Origin of the sequence: Candidatus Liberibacter asiaticus (assembly GCF_000590865.3) — a bacterium.
Taxonomy (GTDB): Bacteria; Pseudomonadota; Alphaproteobacteria; order Rhizobiales; family Rhizobiaceae; genus Liberibacter; species Liberibacter asiaticus.
This window is the reverse complement of record NZ_CP010804.2, coordinates 332,444-345,175: the sequence shown is the minus strand read 5'-3', so window position 1 is coordinate 345,175 and position 12,732 is coordinate 332,444. Positions and strand designations below refer to the sequence as shown.

The following is a 12,732-nucleotide window of genomic DNA, read 5'->3' as shown; positions in this document are numbered from 1 at the left end:
GTATTCTTCTACGCTGTCCGAAGAAGACGGTCGTATACTTTGCCTATATCAGAAGCTTCTTTTACAATTGAGAAGTGTTTCACGGCGCGTTCTCTTCCTCGGTTGCCAGTGTCTGACATTATTTTTTTTGAATTCATGAAGTACAAGACCGCTTTTTCAAGTGCGTGAAGATTCCTAGGCGGCACGATCACACCAGCTTTTGCATTTTCTGGATCTAGTAACTCTGAGAATACACCAGTATTGGAGGCTACGACTGGAATGCCACTTGCCATTGCTTCTAGAGGAGTTAAGCCGAATCCTTCATACAATGGGGGGGCGACAAAAATGTTTAATGCGCGATACCAATCCTCTATAGAAGACTGTTCATCTATAAACAATATTCGTTTTTTTAATCCGTTTGCATATATGCGTCTCTGGAGATTCTTTTTAAAAAGATAATGTTTTAAAGTAGTTTTCCCGACGACCACGGCTGTCCATCCTGGATGATGAGGGAGTATATTTATCATGCAATCAACAAATAAATCCGTTCCTTTGAGTTTACGAATACGTCCAAAACAACCAATTAGCTTAGCGTCTTCTGATATTTTGAGGTGGCGCCGCGCTTCTTGTTTATTGCTAGTAGGGCGAAAGCGTTCTGTATCAACACCATGCATGATGACAGTACTAGGGCGTTCAATAAAGCGTGCGGATTTTTGACTAGTGGTAATCACTTCATCCATACGAGAAATGAGGTATCTGGTCCATCTTGAATGATTTCGTTGTGAAGGTGAAGTAAAAACGAGTTTTAAAGGCATTCGTAATACATCACGCATCATAACGCCCAAGAGCATTTCATTATTACGACGTGCATGCCAGATACGACTGTTTTGGCCTATTGGTTTTTTCCAACACGTCAGAAGAGAAGATATGCCGATACTAGGGATATTTTTAGGTAAACAATATCCGAAAACAACCAAACGTTGCCCAAGCTTACGCTGTATTGGACAGAGCCCGAATACAGTTGAAGTAACGCCTGTATGTCTGAACTTCATATTAGGAGCAATGACATCAATGTTATTCATGTCAATTGGCTGACATGAAGAGCGTAATTTACTATTTGCTATATCCATAGAACTTGTAGAATCTCATAAGTTTTTTCTCCTCCAGGGGCGTTTACTGAGATGATATCTCCCAATTCTTTTCCAATGAGGGCTCTTGCAATTGGAGATGATATTGAAACAAGTCCAGATTGTACGCCGGCTTCTTGATCTCCAACAATTTGATAATTCTTTTTATCTCCTGAATTTTTCTCTACAAGGGAAACAGTTGCTCCAAATGCAATTCTATCTCCAGACATTGTTGAAATATCGATTACCTCTGCACGTGTTATGATGTTTTCGAGCTCAGCCATTCTTCCTTCGTTCAGATTCTGCAACTCTTTTGCAGCTTGATATTCAGCATTTTCTGAGAGATCTCCGTATGCACGAGCCTCTGATATAGCCTTGATAATTCGAGGGCGTTCTTCTTGTTGTCTCCAACGCAATTCTTGTTGGATTTTATCAAAACCCTTAGATGTTACAGGAATTTTATCGACCATAGTTATGCATCCTTGCAATAAAAATGCCACTTACCATAAGAGGCATATGGAACTTCTTTTATTTTTTTACGCACAATTTCCAAAGCTTCTTCACCGGATATACCGTACCATACGAAATTGTATCCTCTTTTTATCTAAAAGTACAATCTAATTAATATATTCTGATTAGTTATAGCGATAGCTTTGCAGGCTATGAACTTCAAGATTACCTGCTTTGAGTGCTTGAATAGCTTGAAATACCGCATCTGCCCCTGCAATGGTTGTGTAATATGGTATCTTCCTAATCAAAGTTGCTCTTCGCAGTGATTTGGAATCCTCGATGGCTTTTTTCCCTTCGGTAGTATTAATCACCAAGTGAACTTGGCGATTGCTTATGGCATCTTCAATATGCGGTCTACCTTCTAGCACTTTATTGATTTTTTGTGTTTCCAATCCATGAGATTCTAAAAAGCGGGCTGTTCCTTCGGTTGCCATGATTTTAAACCCTAGCTTTTTAAAATTTTGGATGATGGGAACAATGCGCTTCTTATCCGCATCACGAACAGAAACAAAAACAGTTCCTTCATGAGGAAGATCAACTCCAATTCCTAACTGTGATTTTGCAAATGCTAGAGGGAAGTCTTGATCAATACCAATGACTTCTCCAGTCGAGCGCATCTCAGGACCAAGAAGAATGTCGACTCCTGGAAATTTATTAAAAGGGAAAACCGATTCCTTTACTGCGAAGTGCTTTATCTGGGATAAATCTGGTCTTTTTCCATAAGCTGCTATAGATGCATCAAGGCTCTCCCCCGCGATAATACGGGCAGCAACTTTTGCAACTGGAAATCCAATTGCCTTGGCAATAAAAGGTACTGTACGTGATGCGCGGGGATTAACTTCTAAAATGTAAATTTTTCCGTCTTTAATGGCATATTGGACGTTAATCAGTCCTATAACATTGAGAGCACCAGCCAAAGCTTTAGTTTGAGAAATCAACTCATCTTTTAGTTGTTGTGAGAGTGAACGAGATGGCAAAGAACAAGCGGAATCTCCAGAATGAATCCCCGCTTCTTCGATATGCTCTATAATTCCAACTACGATAACTTGATCATTTTGACATAAAGCATCTACATCTATTTCCATAGCATCGGATAAATAGCTATCAAACAACAGAGGATGTGTTCCTAAAAGAGTATTAATCTGTCCAGTTTTATCATTGGGATATTGTCGTTTTATTTCTTCTGAAACGAGTCCAGGAAGCGTATCAAGAAGATAATCTTGTAACATATTTTCAGAGTATACAATTTGCATAGCACGGCCACCTAAGACATAAGATGGGCGAATCAAAAGAGGGAATCCAATTTCACATGCTATCAATCGTGCATGTTCTACAGAATGAGAAATGCCATTTCTAGGTTGATTAAGATCTAATTCCATTAACAGCTTTTGGAAACGATCGCGATCTTCCGCTAAATCAATAGAATCAGGTTGTGTGCCGAGGATAGGTATTTGATTTTTTTCCAGTATTTTAGAGAGTTTTAACGGTGTCTGTCCTCCAAATTGCACGATGATCCCTACCAATTCTCCCTTTTGTTGCTCTACGCGTAAAATTTCAAGAATGTCCTCTTCAGTCAATGATTCAAAATATAATCTGTCCGCAATATCATAATCTGTTGATACAGTTTCAGGATTACAATTGATCATAATTGTTTCAAATCCCGCCTCTTTCAAAGAAAAAGAAGCGTGACAACAACAATAGTCAAATTCAATGCCCTGCCCAATGCGATTAGGTCCCCCTCCAAGAATCACAATTTTCTTGCGATCAGATACTTTATCTTCAGATACTGGCTTATTGATAAAATTGGTTTCATAAGTAGAATACATATAAGAAGTAGGTGATGAAAATTCACCGGCACAAGTGTCAACGCACTTGAACACAGGGTGTAAACCCATTTGATGTCGTATTTTCCTTATTTCGTTACAAGGAATGCCGGATAAGATTGATAATCTGGCATCAGAAAATCCCATTGCTTTGATAGCCTGAAGATTTTGAAAATCTTTTGGAAGACCGTGTTCCCGAATACGATGTTCCACGTCAACGATCATTTTGATTTGTTGAATGAACCAAGGGTCAATATTAGAGCTTTGATGTGTTTCTTCTACGCTAACACCTAGACGTAACGCTTGTGCTACCGTGCGCAATCTATCTGGACAGGGTATGCTAATAGCAGAACGAAGTGCATTTGGGTCGTTATCTGATTCCATTGAAGGAATATGAATTTCATCTAATCCAGTAAGACCAGTTTCAAGTCCGCGTAACGCCTTTTGTAGAGATTCAGCAAACGTACGGCCTATTGCCATTACTTCTCCAACAGATTTCATGGAGGTTGTTAAAGTTACATCTGATCCTGGGAATTTTTCGAAAGTAAAGCGCGGAATCTTTGTGACGATATAATCTATGGAAGGTTCGAAAGAAGCAGGGGTCTTGCCTCCAGTAATATCATTGCCGAGCTCATCTAGAGTATAACCAACGGCCAATTTTGCTGCAATTTTTGCAATCGGGAAACCTGTTGCTTTGGAAGCTAATGCAGAAGAACGAGATACTCTGGGATTCATCTCGATTACGACCATTTTCCCATTTTTTGGATTTACGGCAAACTGTACATTTGCTCCCCCACTCTCCACTCCAATTTCTTTGAGTACGGCAATTGCAGCATTGCGCATTAATTGGTATTCTTTATCCGTTAAGGTTAGGGCAGGTGCTACTGTAATTGAATCTCCAGTATGGACGCCCATAGGATCAAGGTTCTCAATTGAACAGACGACAATGCAATTGCCTTTTATATCGCGCATCATTTCAAGTTCGTATTCTTTCCATCCCAAAACAGATTCTTCTATTAGAACCTCGGTGGTTGGAGAAGCGTGCAGTCCGTTTTCAACGATTTCCAAGAATTCGGATCGATTATAGGCTATACCACCCCCTGTGCCACCAAGAGTGAAAGAAGGGCGAATAATAAGAGGCAGTCCAATTTCATCGAGAGCTTGCACAGCAACAGCCATCGCATGGCAAATATAACGATGTTTCCTATCATTTTCTTCCAAATTCCACTTAAGTTCAAGGGCGTATAGCGCCGCATCAAGTTCTTCTTTTGAAAGAGTTTTTTTCAGATTTTCCCGTTCTTCTTCATGAAGCTTACGGTCATGTTCTTTAATATCAGTAGCATTTGCAAGAATTGATTTTGGAGTCGCCAAGGGAATATTTTGCATTGCTTTGCTGAAAAGAGATCTGTCTTCGGCTTTATCAATAGTCTCCGGTTTGGCTCCAATCATTTCAACTCCATAACGATCAAGCACTCCCATTCGTTTCAGTGAAAGTGCTGTGTTGAGAGCGGTCTGTCCTCCTGTCGTCGGTAGAATCGCATCAGGGCGTTCTTTTTCTATAATTTTTGCCACAACTTCTGGTGTAATAGGTTCGGTATAGGTGGCATCTGCTAGATCTGGATCTGTCATAATGGTTGCAGGATTGGAGTTAACTAGGATAATTCTATATCCCTCTTCTTTCAAGGCTTTACAAGCTTGGGTCCCAGAATAGTCAAATTCACACGCCTGTCCGATTACAATCGGGCCTGCTCCAATGATGAGAAGTGTTTTCAAGTCTTGACGTTTAGGCATTCTATTTTTCCTATACGATTTATATAGTTTTTTATGTATTAATTTGCTACGGTGATTGTTTTTTTGTACTTTAGCTAAGTTGCACTATTAAGTATAGTGTGTAGGAAATTTGGTTGATTTTTGCGCCTACAGCATGACAATAATATGGTAAACATAGGCTAAGGTGAGACATAATTTCTTAGGAATCTCTTTATTGTTATTTGTTGCATTCTATTAAAGTTCCACTTGAGCGGAGAGAGAGATCGAGAATATCTGGCAAGGTTTATAGCGACATTTCAAGTTTAAAACAAGTTTGTTTGTTCTATTTTCTATTAAGAAAACATTTTAATACAGCGCTAAAGCCAAAAAAATTATTTCATGTCCGGTTATTTTACTGGGTGGGTTAAGCGCATTGTATTGTCTAGGTGTTGGCCACAGGCACGACGAAAACAAAACACCGCCTCTTTTACACCACATTCTAAAGCAGTAGCCGCGAATGCATGACCTACCGAAATTTCAGAGATATATGGGATAGCATTTATCAAATTTGGTATATTTTGTATTGTAAGATCATGTCCAGCATTGATTTGCAAGTCCATTTTCTGTGCGAGTTGGGCTGTAATGGCTAGTTTGTTTAGGAAAATCCTTTCTTGTTGAGGATTGTTATAGCATGCTCCATAGGGTCCAGTGTAGAGTTCAATGCAATCAGCGCCCGTTAATTTAGCTGCTTGGAGAGAGTGTTCATTTCCATTTCCATCAGCGAAAAGAGAAATTCTAGAGCCTAAATTATGTAACCTAGCAACAGTCTTTGTAAGCAGTGCCTGATTTTGTAAAAAATCCCATCCATGATCAGAAGTAAGTTGGTGAGGATCATCCGGGACAAGAGTAATTTGCTCGGGTTTGTAACGCTCGCATAAGTTAAGGAATGTTTCATTGGGGTATCCCTCAATGTTCAATTCTGCTTTTGGAAATTGTTCATCGATCAAGCGACGAATCTCAGGTAAATCCGTATACCGGATATGACGTTGATCTGGGCGCGGGTGTACCGTCAAGCCGGAAGCTCCAGATTGAAGTGCGATTTTCCCGATATGCACTAAGTTTGGCCATGGGAGATTGCGACGATTGCGAAGTACAGCAACTGCATTCAGATTAACAGATACGCTAGTAGACATTTTTTATTTAATATCCAGAATTGTATGGTTGTAGAAACATATCAGTAATCAACTTCTATTTCTATTAAAACTCCTATTGAGAGAAATATTTGAAAACTTCTTAATGGATTTTAGATGAGACATGCGGATGATGATTTATGATTATTCGTACAAAGGAGAGTCATTAAAGATCATCTAGACACTAGACATATTTTCGATGCTCTGATAAAGTCAAGGAGAATTTTTGTGTTAGTGTTTAATGCCTTTCGGGGAATTTTTTCAGAAGGAAGAGAGATATCTGCCGTGTATGTACTGGTGCGTGATAATAATGTTGAGCAAGCTTTGCGTGTTTTGAAAAAAAAGATGCAGGGAGAAGGTGTATTGCGTGAACTGAAGATGCGTGGTCACTATGAAAAGCCTTCCCAGAAGCGCGTAAGATTGAAATCTGAGGCGATTCGTCGTAGTCGAAAATTGATGCGTAAAATAGCTCAGCGTGAAGGCGCTCCTGTATCTAGATTGCGACAACATAGATGATAGATTTTTTGTAAAGGGAGTGACCATTGTATCTTCCTAGTTGGATCAGCGATAAGTTTGGTTGTGGATTTTTAAGGTCTTCCAAAAGACGGGGGTATTATTCCCTTCTATCTGTTTTAGTTGTTAGTGTAATATTATTGATAGAAGGTTGTTCTTCTCTTTTTCCGTCGATGGGTAGACGTGTTAACATTGATTCCCTAACAGCCGTTATACGTGCACATCCCAGTGATCCTGAGGGGTACAATGTGCGAGGTGTTGTTTATGGGATGAACGGAGACTTTGAAAAAGCATTGCTGGATTTTCAAAGTGCTTTGGATTTGAATCCTCGGTATTACAAGGTATATGCAAATCGTGCTCTGATTCGGTATAAAATGGGGGATGTCCCCATGGCAATCAGAGATTATGGAACTGCTTTAAAAATTAATCCAGATTACGATGTGGCTTACATAGGGCGGGGTAATATTTATCGCGATGAGCGGTATAGTGATTTACAAAAGGCATTTGCTGATTTTGATCGTGCAATACAGTTGAAAACCTCTGATGGACGTGCATGGTATGGCCGTGCTCTTGTATACCAAATGCGTGGAGAGTATGAGAAGTCCATTGAAGATTTTTCTCAAGCGATATCGTTGTATTCCTCCATATCGCCGGACTATTATAATGGACGGGGTATTTCTTATTTGGCTACCAAAAATTATGATAGCGCCTTAGAGGATTTTAAATTTGCCATCAACCTTGATCCTAAAAAAGCTAGTTTTTGGTTCAATGGAGGCATGGTATACGAAATGCAGGGTTCTTATGCGAATGCAGTGAAGTATTACAAAAAGGCATTATCTGTTGATTCAAGATATTATAGGGCGAAAAATGGGATATTAAGAATAAGTCAAGACTTGAGCTCAACAGTCAATGAGGTTAATGAATAAGATATTTTTTAAAACTGTTGTGTATTTGTAAGATATGTCCTTTTTTCATATTATTTGTATATAATAATATTGATGAAATTATAGGTTATTTTTCATATGTTTTTTAGGTAAATATTAACGATTCGTATCTGTATGTTTCATTGAAAATACTGTGAGATAGTACTAAAGAATTCAGGATAATTCACAAGTACAAAAGGGTATTTATATTCTTTGTGATTGTTATTTTTTTGTTATTTTGTTTTTTAATAAAGTTATTTTTTCAAAATCTATAAAATGGGATTCTTTATCCTTTGCTTCTTTCATTTGCGTATTGTAATTTATAATTTCCTTTTGTGTAGTGCAAACTTCCTCGGAAATGTTAGGAACTTCATTTGATAAGTTTTGTTGATAAAAGTCCTTGATTATATAGTTGATTTTTTTTCGATCGGTTTTGTTATAGAATCCCATCGATAGTAGTGATGCGGATACTTTATTACGTGTATTTCGATCTAAAGCGCCTAAAATAACTGCGATTAGGGATTGATCTCCTTGAATCGCAGAAGCAACGATGTTGAAACCAGAGGCACATGTAAAACCGGTTTTCATTCCATCTGCTCCTAAAAATGTGCCGACTGCCCAGTTAGTGTTAGGATATTTTTTTCCTTTTATCTCTAGTCCTTTTATTTGAAAATAATGCATATATTGGGGAAAATCAGTTTTGATTCTCCAAGATAATATGGCCATATCGCGTGCTGTTGTATAATGTCCGTGTTGGACTACTCCATGAGCATTCATGAAATGAGTTGCAGATAATCCCAGATTTTTAGAGGTGTTATTCATGTGTTGTACAAATTTTTTTTCTGTTTTACAGAGAGATTCAGCGATCGCGACGGCGATGTCATTTGCTGATTTTACAATAAGAAGTTTTAAGGCATTGTCGAGGGTCATTGTGCTACCTTTCTTAAAGGTGCTATTTGAGGGGGGGTATTCGGATGCATTTTTACTAATAGTTATGGGTGTCGTGAGCATAGCTTTTTTCTCTTTAAGGAAAGAAAAAACCACGTAGGCAGTCATTAACTTTGTGAGAGATGCTGGATTCCAAGGGTGATCGGGATAATTTTCTGCTATTACATGACCAGTATTAGTATCTAGCAATGTGTAATAAGGAAGTTTATTCGTTTCTGCAATAGATAAAAAAGGAAAAATATTACTCAACATCGCCATAGCTATTATTACCAGAAATTGTCTCATAATTGAATCTCTTTATAAATCCTTTTATGGGAATTGAGATGTTATAGTACTATCTAGATAATTATAGCATAAACCGGTATAGATTTTTTAATTTTATGGTGCATTTACACGATAAACTCTCAAGAGTAGCGACCATAGTGTATATCGATAACATATTAGAGAATCAATAATCGCGATTTTATAAAATAATTTTTTATACTTCTTTCTTTGCCCAATATTCGGTATAAGATCCTCGGATATTTTCAAAGTTTACTTCGTTTTCCTTGTTCAGAAAGTCAGATAATCCTTGGATAATACGTTTGGGTAATGAGATTCCTTCATAAATCATTGCCGAATAAAGTTGTATGAGATTTGCTCCTGCCATTATTTTATCAAGAGCATCTTTTGTAGAAGATATTCCTCCAGTTCCAATAATGGCTATTTTAGGTCCAACACGCTGTCTTATTTTTGCAAGGGCTATAGTGGATTTTAGAAAAAGAGGAGAGCCAGATAATCCTCCATCTTGCTCGTGGTTGTCAGAACATTGTACTCCCTTTCGAGAGAGGGTGGTATTGGATACAATGATCCCTTCTACCTTATGAGAAAGAACTTCGACGGCTATATCATCTAATTCTTCTTCAGATAGATCTGGAGATATTTTAAGAAATATCGGTACAAATTTGCCTGTTTTTATTTTTTCTTCCTCTCTTGTTTGCATGACGTGGATAAGCAATCTTTCAAGATTTTTCTTTTTCTGCAGACTGCGCAGACCTGGCGTATTAGGAGATGAAATATTAATGGTAAAATAAGAGGCAATTGTAAAAAAAAGACGGATGCCTGATACATAATCTAGGATAAAGTCTTTGCTATCTTTATTCGCTCCAAGATTTATTCCAATAGGGGAAGTAGGTTGTATTTTAGAAAGGCGTGAAAAAACCGTATGATATCCTGCATTATTGAATCCGAGTTTATTGATTATTGCTCGATCTTTAGTCAATCGAAAAACTCTCGGACGTGGATTGCCCGCTTGAGGATGGGGAGTAACAGTTCCGATTTCTACAAACCCGAATCCAAGTTTTAATAATTCTATAGGAACTTCAGCATTCTTGTCATATCCTGCCGCCATTCCTAGAGGATTAGAAAGTGATATGCCAGCAACCTTTGTATTGAGGCGAGGATCACTGTGTACAGGGAAGAAAGATAATAATCCTGATTTTAGGGCGACAATCGATAAATGATGGGCTATTTCAGGGTCTAAGTGTGTTAAACCGCGTAATGCTAATTTATGCAAAATGCTAAGCAAAATAGAATTATCTCCTATGAAAATATAAAGGGGGAGAAAGATGGCATGATATTATCTTTGCAGAAATAATAAGATCTTTATTACGTACGATTTACTGTTCTGGAAGTAAAGATGATCTCGTCCAAGTAGGATAGAAATCAAATTATGCCAAAACACCACAATAAAATCGCTTTTTGTGTATGCAGTCGATTTTCAGCTTCATCAAAGACCACCGATTGAGGACCATCCAGAACTTCATTTATTACTTCTTCACCTCGGTGCGCAGGTAAGCAGTGCATAAATAATGCATCGGGATGAGCCATAGACATAAGTGAAAGATTTACTTGAAAGGGTTGAAATACGTGTTCTTCGCGGGCTTTAAATTCTTGATTCATAGAGATCCATGTGTCTGTAAAAACGCAATGAGCACCTTTAACGGCTTGTACAGCATCATGGAATAGTGCTACAGAAGCTCCTTGATTTCTTGCCCAGTTCAAGTATTCATTCCGAGGCTCTGAGCCTATAGGAGTTGCGATATTTAAGAGATAGTTAAAGCGTGCTGCCCCTTCTATGAGGGAGTGTAGTATATTGTTTCCATCTCCACTCCAAGAAAAAAGTTTTCCTTTTACTGACCCGCGGTGTTCCTCAAACGTCATGATATCAGCTATAATTTGACAAGGATGGGTATTATCAGTCAGAGCGTTGATTACAGGTACTGTGGCATATTCTGTTAATTCCAAAAGGCGCGAATGATTAGTTGTACGCATTACAATAGCGTCGACATAACGAGATAAAACTTTTGCTGTGTCTCCGATTGTTTCAGCTCTCCCAAGTTGCATTTCTGATCCTGATAAAAATATTGTGTCTCCACCGAGATGTTTCATGGCTACTTCGAAAGAAACGCGAGTACGTGTGGATGGTTTCTCGAAAATCATTGCTAACACTTTCCCGGATAAAGGCTTATTCTCAAAAATATTTTCTGATGAATTTTTAATTTTTTTTGCGACCTCGATGATACAAGAGAGATTTGATGACGAGATATTTGACAAATCAGCGAAGTGTTTTGGATAGGTCATGATATGAGAAATCCTTTGTTGAATTACAGGGCTATACCATAACCCGATTGATGTATTAGTGTGATAGCTTGATTGCAGTGCGTTCTATGCGTTCTAATCCTTCATGAATTTCCTCTGCAGTGATTGTAAGAGGAGGGAGAATGCGTACCACATTATCGCTAGATGGGGCGGTTAAAAGACATTCATCTCTGAATTTTGCTGCTAGTAATGCAGGAGAAAATACAGTTTTTAATCCTATCAATAACCCCTGTCCCCGCACCTCTAAGAACATGTTTGGAAAGCGATTTTTGATTGCAGTCAAGCCTTCAAATAGTATTTTAGCAATGTTAATTACATTTTCAAGAAACCCATCGGATTGGATGATATTGAGAACTTTTTCTCCTAATACCATTGCCAAGACATTGCCTCCATATGTGGATCCATGAGATCCTTGATTCATACAAGCAGCTACTTCATTTGTTGCTAAACACGCTCCTATGGGAAATCCGCCTCCCATCCCTTTAGCAATCGTCATAATATCAGGTTTAACATTTGCCCATTCATAAGCAAACAATTTGCCAGTACGTCCATATCCTGTTTGAACCTCGTCAAATATGAGTAAAGCATCAATATCATCGCAAATTTTACGCAGTTGTTGTAAAAATTCTTCTGGCACTTTTCGAACGCCACCCTCACCTTGGATAGGTTCTATTAAAATGGCGGCAGTGTCATTGCTAATTTGATTTTTAAGAGATTGGAGATCACAAAATTTAGCCTGATCAAACCCTTCTATTTTGGGGCCAAATCCTTCTAAATATTGTAATTTCCCCCCTGCGGAAATTGTTGCTAGGGTACGCCCATGAAAAGCTCCCTCAAATGTCACAATGCGAAATTTATTAGTTTTACCTGCCATATAGTGATAGCGACGTGCTGTTTTGATGGCACATTCCACTGATTCAGCTCCTGAATTAGTAAAAAAAACTCTATCGGCAAAAGTACTGTGTATTAGATGATTTGCAAAAATCTCTTGTTGCGTTGACTGATAAAGATTCGAAACATGCCAGAGTTTTTCAGATTGTGATTTGAGTATTGCAACTAATTCTGGATGTGAATGCCCAAGGGAATTAACTGCAATACCAGATGCAAAATCCAGAAAAGGGATTCCATTTTCGGAAAAGAGCCATGCACCTTTTCCTTTTTCAAAACGAATATCTGATTGATCATACGTGTTAAATAAAAAATCATTTTTATTCATTCAATTATTCCTATTGAGGATATATTTAAAAATAGAAATAGCGAATTTCTAATTTAATGTGCTGTCCTTTGGAACACCATGCTAGTAAATCACACTTTTGATGAAAAGAAAATT

Annotated in this window: 10 protein-coding genes; 2 read left to right on the top strand and 8 right to left on the bottom strand. The window is 38.1% G+C overall.

The window, feature by feature from the left end; translation table 11 throughout:
• Window positions 1-8 precede the first annotated feature (8 nt).
• The 4 genes from CD16_RS01575 to CD16_RS01560 all read right to left on the bottom strand — a co-directional run bounded on the left by CD16_RS01575 (window position 9) and on the right by CD16_RS01560 (window position 6,381).
• Window positions 9-1,109 (bottom strand): glycosyltransferase family 4 protein, encoded by a 1,101-nt coding sequence (locus CD16_RS01575; RefSeq protein ID WP_015452359.1) that lies wholly within the window; start codon window positions 1,107-1,109, stop codon window positions 9-11.
• Window positions 1,100-1,576 (bottom strand): transcription elongation factor GreA, encoded by a 477-nt coding sequence (gene greA, locus CD16_RS01570; RefSeq protein ID WP_040055286.1) that lies wholly within the window; start codon window positions 1,574-1,576, stop codon window positions 1,100-1,102. The genes CD16_RS01575 and greA overlap by 10 nt, the downstream gene beginning before the upstream one ends.
• A gap of 165 nt (window positions 1,577-1,741) precedes the next feature.
• A complete protein-coding gene (carB, locus tag CD16_RS01565) occupies window positions 1,742-5,230 on the bottom strand; it encodes a carbamoyl-phosphate synthase large subunit (protein ID WP_012778658.1) in 3,489 nt (1,162 codons plus the stop codon).
• A 365-nt stretch (window positions 5,231-5,595) separates the two neighbouring features.
• Window positions 5,596-6,381: a pyridoxine 5'-phosphate synthase gene (locus tag CD16_RS01560; RefSeq protein WP_012778657.1), complete on the bottom strand. Its 786-nt coding sequence runs from the start codon at window positions 6,379-6,381 to the stop codon at window positions 5,596-5,598.
• Between the two features lie 282 nt (window positions 6,382-6,663).
• Between CD16_RS01560 and rpsU the strand changes: the two genes are divergently transcribed.
• Together rpsU and CD16_RS01550 are read left to right on the top strand one after the other, a co-directional pair.
• A complete protein-coding gene (rpsU, locus tag CD16_RS01555) occupies window positions 6,664-6,894 on the top strand; it encodes a 30S ribosomal protein S21 (protein ID WP_031934801.1) in 231 nt (76 codons plus the stop codon).
• Window positions 6,895-6,920: 26 nt separating this feature from the next.
• Complete coding sequence (locus tag CD16_RS01550) at window positions 6,921-7,817, top strand: tetratricopeptide repeat protein (RefSeq protein WP_012778655.1); 897 nt, start codon at window positions 6,921-6,923, stop codon at window positions 7,815-7,817.
• Window positions 7,818-8,036: 219 nt separating this feature from the next.
• Here the strand turns inward: CD16_RS01550 and CD16_RS01545 are convergent, their stop codons facing one another.
• The 4 genes from CD16_RS01545 to CD16_RS01530 form a co-directional block, all read right to left on the bottom strand.
• Window positions 8,037-9,047, bottom strand: coding sequence for a D-alanyl-D-alanine carboxypeptidase family protein (locus tag CD16_RS01545; protein WP_012778654.1), 1,011 nt, complete (start codon window positions 9,045-9,047; stop codon window positions 8,037-8,039).
• 193 nt (window positions 9,048-9,240) lie between these two features.
• Entirely contained in the window at window positions 9,241-10,329 is a 1,089-nt protein-coding gene (locus CD16_RS01540) for a quinone-dependent dihydroorotate dehydrogenase (RefSeq protein ID WP_012778653.1), read from the bottom strand.
• A gap of 137 nt (window positions 10,330-10,466) precedes the next feature.
• Complete coding sequence (argF, locus tag CD16_RS01535; RefSeq protein WP_015452358.1) at window positions 10,467-11,384, bottom strand: ornithine carbamoyltransferase; 918 nt, start codon at window positions 11,382-11,384, stop codon at window positions 10,467-10,469.
• A gap of 55 nt (window positions 11,385-11,439) precedes the next feature.
• Window positions 11,440-12,618 carry an aspartate aminotransferase family protein gene (locus CD16_RS01530; protein ID WP_012778651.1) on the bottom strand — a complete coding sequence of 393 codons (1,179 nt, stop codon included), beginning with the start codon at window positions 12,616-12,618 and terminating at the stop codon, window positions 11,440-11,442.
• Window positions 12,619-12,732: the final 114 nt, after the last annotated feature.